This is a genomic window from Saliphagus sp. GCM10025334 (genome assembly GCF_042663485.1).
Classification (GTDB): domain Archaea; phylum Halobacteriota; class Halobacteria; order Halobacteriales; family Natrialbaceae; genus Natronosalvus.
Genome location: NZ_JBHTAF010000005.1, coordinates 195,684 through 213,564, shown reverse-complemented (window position 1 = coordinate 213,564; position 17,881 = coordinate 195,684). Strand labels below are relative to the sequence as shown.

At 63.9% G+C, this 17,881-nt stretch carries 17 protein-coding genes and 1 tRNA gene; 7 read left to right on the top strand and 11 right to left on the bottom strand.

The genetic code is table 11. From position 1 onward, the window contains the following. Positions 1 to 23: 23 nt before the first annotated feature. From ACFQO4_RS18080 to ACFQO4_RS18065, 4 genes are all read right to left on the bottom strand, one after another. The gene (locus tag ACFQO4_RS18080) at positions 24 to 1,052 is read right to left on the bottom strand and encodes a carbohydrate ABC transporter permease (RefSeq protein ID WP_500262251.1); all 1,029 of its coding nucleotides are present in this window, start codon (positions 1,050 to 1,052) and stop codon (positions 24 to 26) included. Position 1,053: 1 nt separating this feature from the next. Then, positions 1,054 to 2,076: a carbohydrate ABC transporter permease gene (locus ACFQO4_RS18075; RefSeq protein ID WP_500262250.1), complete on the bottom strand. Its 1,023-nt coding sequence runs from the start codon at positions 2,074 to 2,076 to the stop codon at positions 1,054 to 1,056. After that, positions 2,073 to 3,560 carry an extracellular solute-binding protein gene (locus tag ACFQO4_RS18070; RefSeq protein ID WP_500262249.1) on the bottom strand — a complete coding sequence of 496 codons (1,488 nt, stop codon included), beginning with the start codon at positions 3,558 to 3,560 and terminating at the stop codon, positions 2,073 to 2,075. Before ACFQO4_RS18070 ends, ACFQO4_RS18075 begins: the two co-directional genes overlap by 4 nt. A gap of 223 nt (positions 3,561 to 3,783) precedes the next feature. Further along, positions 3,784 to 4,860 carry a TrmB family transcriptional regulator gene (locus ACFQO4_RS18065; RefSeq protein WP_500262248.1) on the bottom strand — a complete coding sequence of 359 codons (1,077 nt, stop codon included), beginning with the start codon at positions 4,858 to 4,860 and terminating at the stop codon, positions 3,784 to 3,786. A gap of 123 nt (positions 4,861 to 4,983) precedes the next feature. Here ACFQO4_RS18065 and ACFQO4_RS18060 point away from each other — a divergent pair, with 123 nt between their 5' ends. Beyond that, the gene (locus ACFQO4_RS18060; RefSeq protein WP_500262247.1) at positions 4,984 to 5,889 is read left to right on the top strand and encodes a DUF8054 domain-containing protein; all 906 of its coding nucleotides are present in this window, start codon (positions 4,984 to 4,986) and stop codon (positions 5,887 to 5,889) included. 44 nt (positions 5,890 to 5,933) lie between these two features. On the opposite strand, the gene ACFQO4_RS18055 is transcribed toward ACFQO4_RS18060, so the two are convergent. Then, positions 5,934 to 6,542: a DUF6663 family protein gene (locus ACFQO4_RS18055; protein ID WP_500262246.1), complete on the bottom strand. Its 609-nt coding sequence runs from the start codon at positions 6,540 to 6,542 to the stop codon at positions 5,934 to 5,936. 121 nt (positions 6,543 to 6,663) lie between these two features. Between ACFQO4_RS18055 and ACFQO4_RS18050 the strand changes: the two genes are divergently transcribed. Further along, complete coding sequence (locus tag ACFQO4_RS18050; RefSeq protein ID WP_500262245.1) at positions 6,664 to 6,993, top strand: transcription factor S; 330 nt, start codon at positions 6,664 to 6,666, stop codon at positions 6,991 to 6,993. 112 nt (positions 6,994 to 7,105) lie between these two features. Here the strand turns inward: ACFQO4_RS18050 and ACFQO4_RS18045 are convergent, their stop codons facing one another. Then, positions 7,106 to 7,618 (bottom strand): hypothetical protein, encoded by a 513-nt coding sequence (locus tag ACFQO4_RS18045; RefSeq protein WP_500262244.1) that lies wholly within the window; start codon positions 7,616 to 7,618, stop codon positions 7,106 to 7,108. Between the two features lie 336 nt (positions 7,619 to 7,954). On the opposite strand from ACFQO4_RS18045, the gene ppc reads away from it, so the two are divergent. Both ppc and ACFQO4_RS18035 read left to right on the top strand, forming a co-directional pair. Continuing rightward, entirely contained in the window at positions 7,955 to 10,645 is a 2,691-nt protein-coding gene (gene ppc / locus ACFQO4_RS18040; protein ID WP_500262243.1) for a phosphoenolpyruvate carboxylase, read from the top strand. A 133-nt stretch (positions 10,646 to 10,778) separates the two neighbouring features. Further along, on the top strand, positions 10,779 to 11,234 hold the full coding sequence (locus ACFQO4_RS18035; RefSeq protein WP_500262242.1) for an SRPBCC family protein: 456 nt from the start codon (positions 10,779 to 10,781) through the stop codon (positions 11,232 to 11,234). A 153-nt stretch (positions 11,235 to 11,387) separates the two neighbouring features. Here ACFQO4_RS18035 and ACFQO4_RS18030 read toward each other — a convergent pair whose 3' ends face one another. Next, entirely contained in the window at positions 11,388 to 12,338 is a 951-nt protein-coding gene (locus ACFQO4_RS18030; RefSeq protein ID WP_500262241.1) for an AAA family ATPase, read from the bottom strand. A gap of 218 nt (positions 12,339 to 12,556) precedes the next feature. On the opposite strand from ACFQO4_RS18030, the gene ACFQO4_RS18025 reads away from it, so the two are divergent. Beyond that, positions 12,557 to 12,641 (top strand) — tRNA-Ser (locus tag ACFQO4_RS18025). Between the two features lie 351 nt (positions 12,642 to 12,992). Here ACFQO4_RS18025 and ACFQO4_RS18020 read toward each other — a convergent pair. Next, the gene (locus ACFQO4_RS18020; RefSeq protein WP_500262240.1) at positions 12,993 to 13,724 is read right to left on the bottom strand and encodes a universal stress protein; all 732 of its coding nucleotides are present in this window, start codon (positions 13,722 to 13,724) and stop codon (positions 12,993 to 12,995) included. A 1-nt stretch (position 13,725) separates the two neighbouring features. Continuing rightward, positions 13,726 to 15,156: an APC family permease gene (locus tag ACFQO4_RS18015; protein ID WP_500262239.1), complete on the bottom strand. Its 1,431-nt coding sequence runs from the start codon at positions 15,154 to 15,156 to the stop codon at positions 13,726 to 13,728. 460 nt (positions 15,157 to 15,616) lie between these two features. On the opposite strand from ACFQO4_RS18015, the gene ACFQO4_RS18010 reads away from it, so the two are divergent. Both ACFQO4_RS18010 and ACFQO4_RS18005 read left to right on the top strand, forming a co-directional pair. Next, on the top strand, positions 15,617 to 15,832 hold the full coding sequence (locus ACFQO4_RS18010; RefSeq protein WP_500262238.1) for a hypothetical protein: 216 nt from the start codon (positions 15,617 to 15,619) through the stop codon (positions 15,830 to 15,832). Positions 15,833 to 15,854: 22 nt separating this feature from the next. Continuing rightward, positions 15,855 to 16,403 carry a GNAT family N-acetyltransferase gene (locus tag ACFQO4_RS18005; protein ID WP_500262237.1) on the top strand — a complete coding sequence of 183 codons (549 nt, stop codon included), beginning with the start codon at positions 15,855 to 15,857 and terminating at the stop codon, positions 16,401 to 16,403. Positions 16,404 to 16,409: 6 nt separating this feature from the next. On the opposite strand, the gene ACFQO4_RS18000 is transcribed toward ACFQO4_RS18005, so the two are convergent. Next, positions 16,410 to 17,090, bottom strand: a complete 681-nt coding sequence (locus ACFQO4_RS18000; RefSeq protein ID WP_500262236.1) for a DUF7978 family protein — start codon at positions 17,088 to 17,090, stop codon at positions 16,410 to 16,412. A 152-nt stretch (positions 17,091 to 17,242) separates the two neighbouring features. After that, positions 17,243 to 17,857 (bottom strand): GNAT family N-acetyltransferase, encoded by a 615-nt coding sequence (locus ACFQO4_RS17995; protein ID WP_500262235.1) that lies wholly within the window; start codon positions 17,855 to 17,857, stop codon positions 17,243 to 17,245. Positions 17,858 to 17,881: the final 24 nt, after the last annotated feature.

Below are 17,881 nucleotides of genomic sequence, written 5' to 3'. Positions count from 1 at the left end.
GTGATAGTGGGTGCTGCGTGTGGTCATTCTTTGAGTGCGCCGGCGGTCAGTCCGCTGACGATGCGTTCCTGGGCGACGATGACGAGGACGACGACGGGGAGGACCCCGACGATGCTCGCCGCCGCCATCAGGTTGAAGTCGGTCGTGTACTGGGTCTGGTAGCTCAGGATCCCGCCGACCAGCGGCGACCAGTTCTGGGGCTGGTTCTCCAGCGCCATGATCGAGCTGAAGAAGTACTCGTTGTAGACCGAGATGAACGTCAACACGGCCGCAGTCGCGATTCCGGGCGCCGACAGCGGCATGATGACCCGGAACAACGCCCCGAGCCGGGTCGTTCCCTCGACGCGTGCCGCGTCCTCGAGGCCGTCGGGAATCTGGGCGTAGAACGTCGTCAGGATGAAGATCGCCAGCGGCAAGAACAGCGCGCTGAACGGCATGATCATCGATCCCGGTGTGTTCACGAGTCGGGGAGACTGGAACAGTTCGACGCCCAGGAACGGGATCACGACCGCGTTTCCGAGGAATGCGTCGAACAGCGGAATCAGGAACGCTGCCGGCGGAAAGTACGAGATCACCAGCACTGCGAGCATGAGCGCGCCGCGGCCGGGGAACTCGAGGCGCCCGAAGACGTACCCGGCGAGCGTCGCGACAGCGAGGACGATGATCGTGGTCGTCGTCGCCAGCACGAAACTGTTGAAGACGAAGAGGTGGAACGGCACCTCCTGGAACACCTCGACGAACGCGGTGACGTTGAACCCCTGTGGGTGCGGGAACTCGATCCCGATCACTGGTAGTGACCAGTCGCCGGTGAGAATCCGGCTGTTCGGCGTCAGCGCGAGCACGAGCAGCCAGTAGAAGGGAAACAGCGTCGTCACGAGGAAGAACGCACAGGCGGTCCAGAACAACGCCCGGTAGAGGCGCTGGCGCTTCGCTTCTTCCTCGAGGACGCCGCGCGTCCAGCGGCCGAGTGGCCCCTGTTTTCGCTCACTGTCGTCGGCAGCGTCCGTCGCGTCTGGTTCCACTTCCGATTCCGTCGTAGATGGCGTCGCCATGTCAGATCCCACCCTCCTTGTACTGCTGGTAGATGACGCCGATCACGACCACGCCGATGATGCCCGCCGTGACGAATGCGACCGCCGAGGCGAGCCCGCGGTTCGAGTAGAAGGTCTCGACGACCATGCACGAAAGCGAGGGGACGGTCGTACAGCTCGAGACGGAGTCGATCAGCCCGTAGACGCGCATGGCGTCGATCATACGGAAGAGGATGGCGATGCCGAGAGCCGGCAAGACGAGCGGGAACGTGATGAGCTTGAACTGCTGCCAGCGCGTGGCGCCCGACACCTTCGCGACGTCGTAGAGGCTCCGGTCGATGCTCTGGAGGCCGGCGAGGATGAGCAAGGCCATGAACGCGGTCGTCTTCCAGATGTCGGCCACGGTGACGATCAGGAACGCGCTCGAGGGATCGTTGAGCGTGTTCGTCGGGGCGACGATGCCAACCGACGAGAGGTACTGGGTCAGGAACCCGGTGCTCGGGTGGAACATGAGGTAGAAGATCATCCCCTGGATGACCAGCGGGATCGCCCACGGGATGATGATCGCCGCACGGACCCACCGACGGCCCCGGAAGTCCTTGTCGAGGACGAGCGCCTGACCGAATCCGATGATCGTCTCGAAGAAGACGCTGATGGCGGCGAAGAGTATCGTCACGACCAGGGTACTCCGTGCCCAGCCCTCGACGTGGACGAACGGGAAGTTCCCGCTCGTGGTTACATCGGGGAGGAAGGTCACCGAGCCGGGGAGTTTCGGGTTCGCGTCGCCGCTGAACAGGTCGACGTAGTGCTGGAGGCCGACGAACTCCTGCTCTGAATTGCCCAGGATCCCCGTGTACAAGGACAGTTCGAACGTCCGTAACAGCGGATAGAGCGCGATCGTCCCGAGCAGGACGAACACGGGTGTCAACAGGAGGTACGCGAACGCGGTTTCCCCGAGGTTCTCGAGCCACCGCGTAGCCGCGACGAGCGGCCCCGACCGCCGCGATTCTCGAGCGGTCCCGGCCGCCTCACCTTCGGTGCTCATTGTGAGGATTCGATGTCCTCGATGGAGGTCTGGAGTTCGGCGGCGGCCTCCTCGGGGCTCTTCTGGCCAGCGACGGCCTGGTTAGCCTGTTCGGCGATCGCGTTCGCCTGGGAGGGCCACGCCGTGGTGACCGGTCGCGGCATCGCCCCCTCGCCGGCGACCTGGAGCGTGTTCATGTAGTTGGCCACGACGCCGACGGCGTCGGGATCGGTCGCTTCCTCGGAATCGAAGAGGTCCGGTTTCGGCGGGAGCCAGGCGATGGCCTCGAGCATGCCGAGGTTGAAGTCGTCCTCCGTCATCGCGGTGAGCACCTCGAGGGCCTCCTCCTTTCGCTCGGTGTTGGGGTTCATGCAGATGTGCCACCCGCCCTGGGCCGAGGTCGAGCCTCCCGTGCCGGGGTGGGCACCCTCGCCGTCCTCGACCGCGTAGGGGAGCGGCATCGTTCCGAGGTCGTCCTCGTCCTCGAAGTCGTAGTCGCCGCTGAGCGTCTCGACGATCGAGTAGGGCCAGTTGCGGTGGAATGCGGCCTGTCCCTCCGTGAACGGAGAGAGCGCCGGATTCTCGTCCCACTGGGTGATGTCCGGCGATGCCACGCCGGTCGGGTACTCGTCGAGGGTATTCTCATCTTCCTCCTGAGCGGCGAGCGTGTACATCATGCTGAGCGCCTCGATGAACTCCGGTTCGTCGATGGTGACCGGGCGATCCCCAACCGGGCCGCCCAGGTTCTCCTCGCCGCCGAAGTACGCGCCGCCGAAGGAGGTCATGACCTCGTTGAGCGTACAGCAGGCGGTCCCCTCGTAGATGTCCCACTGGGTCGAGAAGCCGAACTCGGCATCCGACGCCTCGGTGACCTCCTGGGCCGTCTCGGCCCACTCCTGCCAGGTCATCGGTTCGGTCTCCCACTGATCGAAGTCGTCGTCGGAGTAGCCGGCTTCACGCGCGTACTCCTTGTTGTACAGCATGACCGCGTAGTCTGGGAACAGCGGGATTCCGTAGAGGTCGCCGCTTTCGGTGTCGCGAACCGTGTTTGTGAACGCCTCGAAGTAGTCGCTGTCGATGCGGTCGAGGGTGTCGTCGTCGAGTTCCTCCGAGAGGTTGGCGATGTAGCCCTGTTCGATGAATACGTTCGCCCACCCGGTGTCCATCATGAACAGGTCGGGGCTGGACTCCTCGGCCTCGAGCAGCGAGATGTACTGGTCTCGCTGTGCGCCGGAGTCGTCCTCCTGGGAACTGAAGTCGATCTCGACGTCGTCGCTCAGCCCGTTCTCGTGGAGTAGGTCCGGGAGGTTGTCCTCGATGTCGGAGATGGTCGTCGACCCCATCGCGATCGTTATGGTGTCCCCGGAGCCGCCATCGCCTTCGTCGCCGTAGATACACCCCGCGAGACTCACCGCGGCTCCGCTCGCCCCCGCTGCTTTAACGAACGTCCGACGCGAGACGCTCGAGTCGATTCCGTCGCTCCCCTGTGAGTTTCTCTCACTCATAGCAGGAGATAACAATGTCGTTCGTATTTATAACTACTGGATCAGGTACAACAGGTGTTGTAAATGAGACAAAGATAGTCGTCGAGCGGTATGGGTTCCGAAGAAGACGGCGTCTACACTACGATCACCGACCCCATCCGGCGATTTCGAAGTGACGGCGTTGCTCGACAATAACACCCGAACGTAGTAATAATTCGTGAAGATATAATACTTCAATAACTCATCAGGCACTCGAGTCGATCGTAATACGAGTCGCCTCGAGGTCCTCGAGCATCGCGCCCCAGCCGCCGACGGTAACGGGTCCGTTCTCGGTCTCGAGGGTGATCGACGCCTCGCCCGCGAGCTGTGCCAGCGGGGCCGGGTGATCGGCTTCCGTCGTGACGCCCGCGTAGGTGGCGTCCGTCACCGTCCCGGACCGCGTGACTTCCAGTCCCGAATCGGTCTCGATTCCCTCGACCGTCGCCTCAATCGCCACCCCGTCCTCGAGCAGGGGGATGACGTCACGCAGGCAGTGCCGGAGGTCGACGTAGGTGACGGGGAACTCGTCGTTTCGGGCCGAGTAGATCGTCTCGTGGACCTCCCAGAGGCTGGTCAGGAAGTACCAGTGGAAGACGAAGGTGTGGGTCCGGTCGTTGACGATGACGCCGTACTCGTTCGTCGAGTACCCGTGCGGGGAGAAACACGTCCAGGTTCGATCGACGAGTGCGACGAACGGCGAGGGGATCGGTCGACGTCGGGCCTCCGTACAGGTCCGCGCCAGCGACTCCATCGGCGGGAGATCCATCTCGGCGTCGACCGACGGGAACAGACACACCTTCACGTCGGCGCCCCGTTCGAGTGCCGACGCGAGCGCGTCCTCGAGTTCGTGGTACTGCTCAACGGTCAAACCGACTTGCACCTGCGTCGTCGCCTCCCGGATCAACTCCTCGGCCTGTGTGAGCACCGTGTCGAGTCGCTTGACGATGCTGACCTTGTGGTCCTCGATATCGGGCCGGTTCCAGCGCTCTTCGATCTCCGTCGCGGCCGTCTCGAAGCGACTCGCCCGCGAGCGAAGGTCGGCGAGGACCTCACCCGGGTCGTGGGCGCGGGCGTGCAAGCTGTCCTGTTCGTAGGTTTCGATGTATCCGTCGTCCTCGAGTCCGCGCAGGACGTCGTAGATTCGTGGATCGGGGACAGAACTCGCGTGGGCGATGTCGGTCGCCGACGCGGCGCCCAGTTCGAGCAACGTCACGAAAGCGTCGGCCTGGTACGGCGAGAGGCCCGCATCCTCGAGCGTCGCGATCAGTTCGTCACCGTCCATGTCGAACCACCAGCCCGCTTGACTGTGGAGGGCGCACGTTCATTCCAGTCGACGTATAACACCCGTTGTAAAAAGCCTGTCTCCAGCGCCACACTCAAGCCGTCCCACCAGAAACTGCCCCGCATGGCTTCGCTTCTCGAGCGCATTCGGCGCCCGGAATTCACCGGGGAGAATCGCTGCTGGCCGTGTACGGTGACCAACGTCGCACTGCTCGTCGCGGCGGTCGGCATCCTCGCTCTCAGGGGGCGGCGACGGACCGCGATGGGGGTTACGCTCACCGGATTGGCCGGGATCGGCCTCCGGGGCTACCTCGTTCCGTACACGCCGCACGTGGCACCGAAGCTCTTCGCCAGGCTACCGGTCGATCCGTTCGGCCACGAGCATCGGGGCTCGACGAGCGGATCGCTGGCCGAGGCTGGCGGGCTCGGAACAGTCGAGGAATCTGGATCGACGACGAGTTCGACCGCGGCCACGGATACGGCTGCGAACGCGAACGCGAACGCGGGCGCGGGCTCGAGCGACGACACCCCACCGGCCGGGGAAGCGGTCCTCACCACGTTGCTCGAGGCCGGCGTCGTCGACCTCGAGGCCGAGGACGTGGTGCTCGACCCGGACTTCCGCGAGGACTGGCGTCGCGAGATGGCGTCGCTTCGTCACCTCGACCTCGAAGCGCTGGCCGACGTGGCCGACGAGGTGACGCCGGCAGACGTCGACACGCGCACGCGCCGGCAGTGGGGTCGCCCCGTCGTCATCCTCGATCCGGCCGAGGGCGCGCCCGTGACGCTCCACCAGGGAGTCGCCATCGCCGAACTCGCCGCAGCCCGCGCGCTCGAAGAGCGGGTCGACGACGCGGTCGCCCGCGCCGCGGGGCGCCCCCTGCGGTCGCTACTCGAGGAGTGCCCGCTCTGTGGCGGCGAGGTGACCATCACGCGCGCGAGTTGCTGTGGCGAAGCGACGCCAATCGGCAAGACACCGCAAGAAAAATTGGTCTGTCCGTCCTGCAACGTCCGATTTTTCACCTACGAGTGAGCGACCGAGTCGGGTACTCGCCCCACAACTGAAAGGGACGGTTCCTACCCAGCATCTCCGTACGTCTCGTGCATCTTCTCCTCGAGCAACCCGTCCGGATCGAGGACGATGGTCACGAGCACGAACGGCTCGGCCACGTCGAGCACCCAGACCGAAAACGGCGGCTCGGTCGACTCGGCGGCGCGCTCAAGCAGGGGCTCGAGGGGCTTCTCGCCGTCGCGAAACTCGGCGTAGAGGTCGCGCTGACCCGGCTGGTCCGCGAACGTGTACACGACGCCGTTCGGTCGGCCGTCGGTGTCGTGAATCACGCGGGCGTTCATCGCCTCGCCCGTCTGTCGGGCCTCCTCGAAGCAGTGCTGGGCGGCCTGGAAGACGGGGGCGTCCGTCCGACGGAAGCGGAATCGCGTCGGCTCGGGAACCGTCCAGTCGGCGAGTCGGGGTTCGCCGTCGTCCCACTCGAGCGTCGCCTCGATCCGGTTACCGTGGTCGAGGTCGGGGCCGTTTCGATCCGCGTCGTCGCCCGAATCGGGGTCGTCGTCCAGGTCGGGTCGCTCGACGTACGTCGGATCGGCCGTGTCGACCTCGAGGAGGAGCCACTCGTCCGCGGTTCGCCCCGGGAGGACGCGGGCCGTGGTCTCCGTGGTCTGGTTCATACGCGACACTCGCGGCTGTGGGGCGAAATAGGCTCCGTCTCGAGTGTGGAAAGCCATCCTCGGCGGGCCTCGGTCGGGCCGCTGACGCATCGTTTTTCCCCCTCGAGCCGATACCTCTGGTATGCAGTTCTGCGACGACTGCGGTTCGATGATGAAAGCCGATGGGGACCACATGGTCTGTACCAACGACGACTGCGGGGCGTCGACGGCTCGAGACCGGGAGGAAGAGGCCTCGTTTGTCACCACCGAGTCCCAGACGTTCGACGACGTGATCGAGTCCGACGAGAACGCGAACTTCGAGGGCAAGCCAATCGCGACGGACGTCCGCTGTGACGAGTGTGGCACCGAGGAGGCCTGGTACACGATCAAGCAGACGGCCTCGGCGGACGAACCGCCGACGAGGTTCTTCAAGTGTACCGAGTGCGGCTATCGCTGGCGCGAGTACAACTGAAGGTGTGCGGTCGTCTCGAGGGTGCCGTTGAACGTCGAATTGCTGTGCTGTTCGAGTGAACGCAGCGAATTCGCCGACGCTACCGACGGGACGAAAAACAGAGATGGGGGACTCACTCCACGCTGGGAGTCGATGCGCGGATGCTGAGCAAGGCCAACACGGCGCCGATGACGAACACGATCGCCGCGAGGTAGATCGGGCCGAGGTGGGTCACCCAATCGTGGGCGAACCCGCCGGTGTAGTGCATCGGGAGGGCGATGACCAGTCCGAGAACGGCCGCCGTGACCGCCGTCGCCCACGCCCACAGCTGTCCGCTGCGGACGCCGTACCACGCCAACGCCGTGACGGCGATCCCCGTCGTTAGAATGAATCCGGCGAGGGCGACGTGAGCGTGGGTGATGTAGTACGCCACTTCGGGGTACGTTGCGGCCAACTCTACCCGGGATACCCCGTCGAGGGTCGCCACGCCGAGTTCGAATCCGGTTCCAGTCAGTGCGCGGACGAGGAAGACGATGCCGTAGCCGACGAACCCCAATCCGGCCAGCGCCATCAGGAGTGAACCGTTCCGCAAGCGAGCGTCCGTTTCGATTTGCGTTTCGTGTACGGTCGATTGTTCTGTTGCCATATCCATCACCAATTATCATGTACTACTCGTGAGAGCATATACCATTCTTCTAATAAATTGGTCACTCTCTCGAGGAGGGGTGTGGCCCTAGATACAGATGCAGAAATTGCAGAAGACAAATCTATACTGATATGATAGGGGGAGGCTTCGACTCTGACAGGAGGACACGAGCGGGCCGAACGGAACCGAATCGAGGACGACCAACGAACAGACTAGTCTCGAGGATTCGTTCGCTTCGTTAGTTCCCGGAACCCACAACCTTCACGAAAGACGATTCACGTGGCAAACTTTCGCGCTGTACGGAGTTTTTAGCAATAGGCCGCGTAGAGTGTTGGTATGCGACTGCACAACAGGGAAGTCCGACAGGACGTTCGCGAACTCGGGGCCCTCCTGGGTGACGTTCTCGAGGACCAGACGTCGCGTCGCGCCTTCGACACCGTCGAATCCTGTCGAACGGCCGCCATCGACTACCGCGCGGGAGACATCGAGTCCCGGGAGCCACTGGCCACCGAACTCGAGGGGCTGTCGCCACACCAGCAACGCGTCGTCGCCCGTGCGTTCACGACGTACTTCGAACTGATCAACCTCGCCGAGGAACGCGAGCGCGTCCGGTCGATTCGACAGGACTCCCAGGACGGAACCCTCGACGACAGCCTCGAGACGGCCGCCGAGGAGCTGTCCGAAGCGGATTTAGAGACCGTCTCGGGCATCCTCGACGACGTGCTCATCGAACCGACGTTCACGGCCCACCCGACGGAAGCGCGCCGAAAGACCGTCAAGTCGAAACTCCGAACGGTTGCGACCCACCTCGAGACGCTCGACGAGCGCCTGCTAACCGACAAGGAACGCGAGCAGGTCTGGCGGGACGTCGACGCCGAGGTGACGAGCCTCTGGCAGACCCCACAGGTCCGCAAGCGCCAGCCCGAACCCGAAGACGAGGCCCGGAACGTCCAGTGGTACCTCGAAAACACGCTCTTCGACGTCGTCGGCGAGGTGTACGACGAACTCGCGGACGCGCTCGACGACGAACTCGACGGGGCCATCGACGTCCCCAAACTCTTCGAGTTCCGCTCGTGGGCCGGGAGCGACCGCGACGGCAACCCCTACGTCACGCCCGAGGTGACGGCCAACACCCTCGAACGCCAGCGCGAGGTCGTGATCGATCGCTACCGCGAGCAACTCAAGCGGCTCTCGGGCGTGCTCAGTCAGGACGGCAGTCGGATCACCACCGGTAACACGTTCGACGCCTCCCTCGAAGACGACCGGGAACGACTGCCGGGCAGTGCGAAGACGGCGAAGGAACGCTACCCGGGCGAACCCTATCGCCAGAAGCTCAAGCTCATGCGCGAGCGCCTCGAGCGCGTTGGCGACGTGCGCCCCGGTGGCTACGACGACGCCGACGAACTCGTGGAGGACCTCGAGATCATCGCCGACAGCCTCCGGGAGAACGGCGGGGAGACGGTCGTCGAGGCCCACGTCGACCCCCTGCGCAGGCAGGTCGCCACCTTCGGGCTCTCGCTGGCCAGCCTCGACCTGCGCGATCACCGCCAGAATCACACGGACGCCATCGACGAGGTCCTCTCGCGGGAAGGCATCGAGTACAAATCCCTCTCGGAGGACGAGCGCGTCGAGTTGCTCACCGACGCCGTTCTCCAGGATCAGCCGATCGTCGACCTCTCCCGGACGGAGGACCTCTCGGACACGTCGAGTCGGGTCGTCACCCTCTTCGACAGCCTCGCCGACTGGCAGGCCGAGTACGGCAACGAGGCCATCGACACCTACTGCATCTCGATGAACAACGAGCCGTCCCACGTCCTCGAGGTGCTGTTCCTGGCCGACCAGGCCGGCATCATCTCCTTGCCGGAACACTGCGGTATCGACATCGTGCCGCTGCTCGAGACGGAGTACGCCCTCTCGGGCGCCCGGCGCATCATGGGGACGCTGTTCGACAACGAAGCTTACTCGCAGGTGCTCGAGGCCCGCGGGCGGACCCAGGAGATCATGCTGGGGTACTCCGACTCGAACAAGGAAAACGGCTTCCTGGCGGCGAACTGGTCGCTCTACAAGAACCAGCGCCGACTCGGTCAGATCTGCGACGACTACGACGTGACGATGCGCCTGTTCCACGGTCGTGGGGGGTCCATCTCCCGCGGCGGGGGCCCGATGGGCGAGGCGCTGCTGGCCCTGCCGAACAGCACCGTCACCGGCCAGGTCAAGTTCACCGAGCAGGGGGAGGCCATCGCCGAGAAGTACGGCAACCCCCGCATCGCCGAGCGCAACATCGAACAGATGCTCAACGCCCAGTTACGAGCGCGAAAGCAGGCGATCGAGCAACCCGAGGAGCGCATCGAGGAGGAGTGGGTCGAGGCGATGGACACCATGGCCGATGCGGCCCGCCAGGAGTATCGCGACCTGCTCGAGACCGACGGCTTCGTCCAGTACTTCGAGCAGGCGACGCCCATCACCGTCATCGAGGACCTCGACCTGGGCTCGCGGCCGGCCTCCCGGAGCGGCGAACGGACGGTCGAGGACCTGCGGGCGATCCCGTGGGTGTTCTCCTGGACGCAGGCGCGGTGCATCCTGCCGGGCTGGTACGCCGTCGCCGACGGCATCGACGCCTACCTCGAGAACGGTGGCGACGTCGAGACCCTGCAGACGATGTACGAGGAGTGGCCGTTCTTCCGCACGACGCTCGACAACGCGGCGCTCTCGCTCTCGCGAACGGAACTCGAGATCGCCGAACAGTACGCCGACCTGGCGACCGAGGACTTGCGAGAGCGGTTCTTCCCGCGAGTGACCGAGGAGTACGAGCGCGCGGTCGACCTGGTCAAGACGATTGGCCAGCGCGAGACCCTGCACACGCGCGACTGGATGGGCGAGAATCTCGAGCGGCGGAACCCCTACGTCGATCCGCTCAACTTCCTCCAGACGCATCTGCTGGGGCGAACCCACCGAACCGACGTCGAAGAGAGAACGCTCAGGCTGACGGTCAAGGGGATCGCCGCCGGGATGAAAAACACAGGGTAACGGTCCCTGACGTCGCGCCACCGAGCATAGCCTTATTACCTCAGCGCACCTATATTAGGTGAGTCAGCCGTCGTCGTACCCGATTCCTTCGAGAGGTAAGTGCGTGATTCGAGTTGACACAGAGATGATATAGATGCCCAAGTTCGAGCACACGATCGAAATCGAAGCGCCCGTAGACCGCGTCTTTCAGTTCGGGATCGACCCCGAGAACTGGCGCCGCACCATGCCCAGCCTGACTGACGTCGAGATCGTCGAGGAGACCGACGACGGCCTCCGGATGAACGCCACCTACAGGCTGCTCGGCACCTCGATGGACGGTGAAATGGAGATGCGGATCGTCGAACCGAACGAACACACGATCACCACGTTCGAGAGCCCCGGTATGACCGGGGAGCTACACTACCACTACTCGGAGACCGATTCCGGGACGAGAGTCGTCCAGCGGGCCGACTACGAGTTCGGCGACTCGCTGTTCGAGCGCGTGCTCGAACCCGTCGCGAAGCGGTACAACAAGCGCCAGTTCAGAAACTCGCTCCGGACGTCCAAAGAGCTCGTCGAAGCTGAGGGTGCGCCGGAGATGGAAGCCTGAGCCGACGCCGTTCACGTCTTTTTTGGCGATATTGAAAACCGCAACGGAGAGGGGTCGAGACGCTCCGATAGCTCGCGATAGCGTTCTCCACGCGGTGAGGTCGTCCGATGTCTCGCAATACCGTTCACCCGAGTCTCGAGTCCGCCGTTCCCGTCACTCGAGCGTCGGCACCGGCACCGAATCCAGCACCGCGTCGACGATCTGGGACTTCGAGACCTCGTTGACCGTCGCGTCGGGCGTGAGCACGAGGCGGTGGGCCATCACCGGGTGCGCGACGCGCTTGATGTCGTCTGGGGTGACGTACTCCCGGCCCGCGATGGTCGCGTAGGCGCGAGCGGCCTCGAACAGGCGCTGGGTCCCACGGGGAGAGACGCCGACCTCGACGCGACCGTCGGTCCGGGTCTGTCGGGCGAGGGCGACGACGTACTCGAGGAGGTCCTCGTCCACCGTTACGGTCTCGGGGACCTGTCGGAGCGCCTCGACGTGTTCGGGTTCGAAGACCGTCTCGACGGAGGGACTCATCTCGTCGCGACCCGCCCGTCGCTGGAGGAGTTCGATCTCCCCGCCTTCGTCGGGATACCCCATCGAGGTCTTCACGAGGAAGCGATCGACCTGCGCCTCTGGAAGGGGGAACGTTCCTTCCTGCTCGACGGGGTTCTGGGTCGCGATGACGAAGAACGGCTGCGGTAGCTGGCGGGTCTCGCCGTCGGTCGTCACCTGCCCTTCCTCCATTGCCTCGAGCAGCGCGGCCTGGGTCTTCGGCGGCGCACGGTTGATCTCGTCGGCGAGGACGATGTTCGCGAAGATGGGGCCTTCGTTGAACTCGAACTCGCGGTCCTGCTCGTTGAAGACGTGTGTGCCGGTCACGTCCGATGGGAGGAGGTCCGGGGTGAACTGGATACGCGAGAACGACAGTCCGAGGGCGGTCGCGACGCTGCGGGCGGTGAGGGTCTTCCCCGTGCCGGGGACGTCCTCTAGCAGGACGTGCCCGCGTCCGACGACGCCGAGGAGGACGGTCTCGAGAAATTCACGGTCGCAGATGACGGCCTCGCCAATCGCGTCGAGTACCGTGTTGCACTCTTTGCTGGCCTGAGTGACGTCCATGGCGTCGGACTCGAGGTGGTCGCCCATATTTCTTCTGTTATTGTCACGTTCGGGGTGGTGGCAAGCAGGTAGCGCTCGAGTAGCGGGTGATAGCTCCAGACAGCGGTCTCGATGCTGGTTCCGGTCCTGAACTCGGGCCGGTCGCGACCGTGGTAACCGACCCCGCGGCTGCGAGAAACCGAAACGGCTAAAATCACCACCCGGCTACGTACGAGTGAGCCGAGATAGCCTAGCCCGGCCAAGGCGGCAGATTCGAAATCTGCTGTCCCCACGGACACGGGAGTTCAAATCTCCCTCTCGGCGTTTTCACGGTCCAACTTGTGAGCGTAGCGAGCGTCCGGATCGTGAAAACCAGACCATGGAGATTTGAATCAGAGGGAAAACCGAACGCAGTGAGGGACGACCGTGGTCCAAATCGCCCACTTGCGTTCTTCCGCGAACAATATCGCGCACAGTGATTGTTGGGACCGCTCTCGACGACGCCGGCCTCAAACGTTGCTACGTTTTCTATATCCACGTACGTCGAAACTCATAATTCTGCACAACCACACGAGGATTGCTACTACCGTGGTCTGAGGCAATCTCGTCGCCACCTTCTCCGCAAAGCCTCCTCCGCCGGACACCTATCCTCCACGTCTATGGTATTCGGCCATCTCACTCGTCCCTTTCGTTCGCAAGTTCATGCTGGACGACGAGAACGGGGCCGAGAAACCGGTCGGCAACCTGGTCGGCCGGCATACCGAACACGTACGTTACGAGGGACGGATCCGTCTCACCCATCACGACGGCATCGAACGCTTCAGATGCGTCGACGATCGCATCGAGAGGCTTCTGATCTCGCTCGACTCGTGTCTCGATCTTCGACTCGTCGACACCGAGCTCTCCCAGTCGATCGACCATCCCATCGAGAAGTGTCCCAATGTCCTCGTCCGTTTCCTCCGTCTCGACGACGTGGTACAGCGTTATCGAGGTGTCCATCGCACCGAACACGCCGGCGACGACGCGGGCGAGACGGTCGATTCCCACGGTCCCGCGGACGGCGACGAGCACATCGTCAACCGTCCCGGTGGCGTTCGGGACGAGAACTGCCATGCAGTCGTGCTCGTGGATTGTGCGGTCGATCGTCTTCTGTCCGTCGTGCGTGAAGACGAGTCGCCGTTCGACAATCGCTCCCGCCTCCTCGAAGATCGTCTCGTATTCGTCGAGACGTGCCGTGGCTCGCTCCTCGAACTGCATCTGTGCCTGTCCCGGTGCGGTCTGTTCGGGAACGACGTGATATCCCAGCAAGACGACGTGGGCGTTCGCGAGGAGACCGGGAACTCCCTCCGGAACCGACTCTCCTTCGAGCACGCGAATCGGAACGAGTATCGATGGTCGGTCCGTCATTTCAGATGTCTCCCTTGAGTATGACGTCTCCAGCGTAATAACGATACCACAGGTACGACACGACCATGACTCCGATGCCGATAGCGATCGACGCAGGTTGCATGAAGGCGATCAGGCCGAAGCTGGCGAGCGCACCGACGCCAGGCAACACTGGATACCCCGGGACACGGTAGCTGGGCGAGTACCACTCGGGATTCCGGCGTCGCAACACGATCAGTGCGACACACATCAGACCGTACATGATCAGGTGGAGAAACGACGCGACCTCCGCGAGCAGTTCGACCTGTCCGGTCGCCACGAGCGCGAGAATCGGGCCACCGGCAGCCAGCAGCGCGACGTGTGGAGTCCCATACCGGAGGTTGACCTCGCTCGCTTTTCGGGGTAGCAAGGCGTCCCGACTCAATGCGTACACTGCCCGGGAGGCGCTCAGAATCGACGCGTTCGCACTCGAGAACGTCGCCAACAGTCCGGCACCCAGGATAGCGACCGCGCCAGGTAGTCCGAGGAACTCGCGGGCCACTTCGACCATCGCCGTCTCACCGAATTGACCGAGCCGGTCCGCTCCGAACGCGCTGGTCGCGACGAAAATCGTCACGACGTAGAACACGGTGACGACAAGCACCGACCCGACCATCGCCAGCGGCAGATTCCGCTCCGGCCGCTTGATCTCACCTGCAACGGTTGCGACCTGGGCGAATCCCAGATACGATGTGAACACGAGCGCAGCCGTCGTCAATACCGGGAAGTAGCCTCTCGAGAAGAATTGCTCCGGGACGCTGGTCCGACCGAAAACCCCGAAAGCGTCGAGGACGCCATACGAGAGAAATCCCGTAAGGACGACGAGGAGAATCCCAACGACAATATTCTGCAGCTTGGCCGTGTTTTCTGTGCCACCGATACTCAACGCCGTCAGCGCTACGCCGAACAGTAATCCAATCCCGATGACGGGGCTGAACGGGAACCCGACGCCGAGTTCGGCGAACACGGCGCTCGCGTAGTGACCGAGGCCGACGAGATAGAACGCGGAGGCAAACATTAACCCCAACCAGAGCCCGAGACCCACGATTGCACCGTAGGCGGTACCCATCCCCCGCGAAATGAAGTAGTATCCGCCCCCACTACGGGGCATGGCTGTGGCGAGTTCCGACGTCGGAAGCGCCACGAGCAACGCGATCAGTCCGCCGATACCAAACGAGACGGTGGCAGCGAGTCCTGCGTTGCTCGCCGCTAACCCGGGGAACACGAAAATCCCCGCTCCGATCATCGTCCCGATTCCGATTGCCAGGCCGCCGACCAATCCAATCGTTCGCTCGAGTTCGACATCGTCGTCGTGGACCGTCGTGTCATCGGTGACCGCTTCCGGCTCCGCTGCAGGCGCCTCACCTGCGACGTTCTGCCCCGCCGTTTCGACGTCGACGGGCTGTTTGACCATAGTGATGCTATTTTCAACAGTAAAATAAAACCGGCGATGAGCCGGGTTGGATGACGTCGACCGTGAGGTGCAACGGCTACGGTCGTCGGTGAGAATCACGATGTGAACGGCGAAAGCCGTGCATACCGCGTGGTGATACTTGCATCTGCGAGCGGAAACCGACAACCTGGAAATGGAACTCGACGCTGTTCGACTACCCCTCTCGACAACGCCAGCCTCAAAATTCACTACGTATTCTATACCAATTCGCTTATATATCTATAATATTGGGTATGAGCGTCGGTACTCGAGCACATCGCTCGAGCCCAATTCCGATCGTTCGACGGTGGGATCTCGACGATACGAATGAGATCAGCAGGGCGTTCGCCTCCGCGTTCGAGCACGCCGTTGACCACGAGACCATCAAGAATTGCGCGTGCTAAACGGGACCTTGAAGTACGCCTCGAGACCATACTCGAGTATGAACCGTCGTCAGCGGACGATCACCGCCGTCCTGTGGATCGGCGTCGCGGGCGTGATGGCGATTACGCTCGAGCCGACGATCCCAACGGATCTGGCGGGAGTCGCCCGCCTGTTCGTCGTCGTCATGGCGCTCGGCCTCGCGGGCGTCTACCTCTTCGATCCCTGGGGGCTGATCAGCCGAACGCACCAGGTCGGGAAATCAGGTGAGCCTTAGTCCCTCGCGACCATCGGCAGGTATGGACACGACCGTCGAGCCGACGATCCGACCGTACGATCCGGCGACTGACGCGGACGAGCTCTGGGCGCTCAAACGAGCGTTCGAACTGGGACTCGGCGAGGGAACAGGCGACGACGGCAAATCCGAACGATACGAATCGAAGCTCACCGACGCGTACCGCGAGGGCTACCTCGAGTGGGTCGAGCGCTGCCTGGGCGAGGAGCCAGAGGCGGTGACGGTCGCCGCCGTCGGAAACGAGGACGGGCCCGAGGACGACCGAGATGGATCCTCGACGCTCGTCGGCTACGTCTTCGTCCTCCCGGAGTCGCTCGCGTACATCTGGGACGCGGCGATTCTCAACGAGATCTATATCGCTCCCGACGCGCGCGGGACGGGCGTCGCCGACGCGCTGATGGAACGAGCGCTCGCGACCGCCCGCGATCAGGACCTGCCGCTCGAGCGACTCGTGCTAGACGTCGACCGCGAAAACGACCGGGCGCAGGCGTTCTACGAGCGTCACGGATTCGCCCACTGGGGGGAGATGGTCGCTCGAGGGCTTGGAGAATAACGGCGGTCACGAAGCTCGAACTGCACCGCGAGCGCGGAGCCGAACGAGGGCGACGGCCCCGAGCGCACCGAAGACGATCGGATAGCCGATGCCGGCGACGAGTATGGACTCGAGCGGCGAGGGCCGGATTACCGCGCCCTCGATCGCGACCGTCGAGACGAGCACGGCGACGATCGTGACGGCGAGGTAGCCGATGGCGACCATCGCGCCGTCGATCGCCGCCTCGGTGATCGACTCCAGACGCTCGAGTTGATCGTAGGCACAGTACGCGCCGGCCAGTGCGATGACGAGCGGCGGCACCAACAAGAGGAGCCACTCGGCGCCGCTTCCGTCGAGGACGACGTTCTGCTCTGCCGGTAGGAGCCTGAATAGCCCGCGCCGCGGCACCTCGGTCGCCACCCCGTGAGCGTTCAGGTAGGTCCAGGCGACCAGTTCGGCGGTGAGCGTCTCTCCTGCGGCGGACTCGAGGACGTCGGTTCGGAGGTCGGCGCGGATCGACTCGCGAGCCAGCCCGTAGGTGAGTGCGTAGCCGACGACCCAGGCGAGTGCGCCAGCGACTACGCCCAGAAACAACGGCCGGAGGTCCCCCGCTGCGTCCGGCTCGTTGGCACTCGCCTCGCTCTCGTCGCTGGTCGCGTCGTTCTCGCTCGACGCCTCGACGCTCGAGTCCGGTATCGCGTTCGTCATCTCGAGTTCCCTGACGGGTACTGTCTGTGGGAGTGACCTAAAGCTTCCTTCGTCCTTCGTCGACCCTTTCGGTCGTCCTGGCTGGTGTCTTCGACGTCACTCACTCGGTCATCGTCACTCACTCGAGCAACGACGTTCACTCGAGTACCACCTCACTCGCGACCCGTATACGCCGTCTCGGGCCGATTCGCCTCCCAGGCCTCGGCGGTGATCGTGTACCGGTGCAGGTCGCGGACCTCGCCGTCGAGTGGCACCCAGTTTCGCAACACGCCGTCGTACATCCCCCCGTAGCGCTCGACGTACTTCTCGATCGCCCGTTTCGACTTTGCATTGCCCTCGAGGTAGCCAACCGAGACCACCTCGAGGTCGAGTCGGTCGAACGCGACGGCGATGGTCGCTGCGGCGCGCTCGCTCGAGTAGCCGCGCCCCCAGAACGGTTTGCGGAGCCAGACGCCGAGGCGAGCGGTCCGCTTCTCCCAGAGCGGGATGAGGCTGGCGACGCCGGCGAACGCCCCGGCGGCGGGTTCGCCCTCGAGCGGGTAGATCGCCCAGTTCGCTCGCGTGGCGTCGTTCCACCCTTTTTCGGACTCGAGGAGGTACTCGCGGGCGTCGTTCGGCGTCTTGTGGACGTCGGTCGTGAGGTGCGTGGCGACCGCCCCGAAGTCAGTGGCCGGGTTCGTGTACTCGTACAGCTCGAGAGGCGTGATCGTCTCGGTCGTCAACGGCTCGAACCGAAGCCGATCGGTCTCGAACGTCTCGGGGAACATTCGGCGAGACGTTCCGCGACGAGG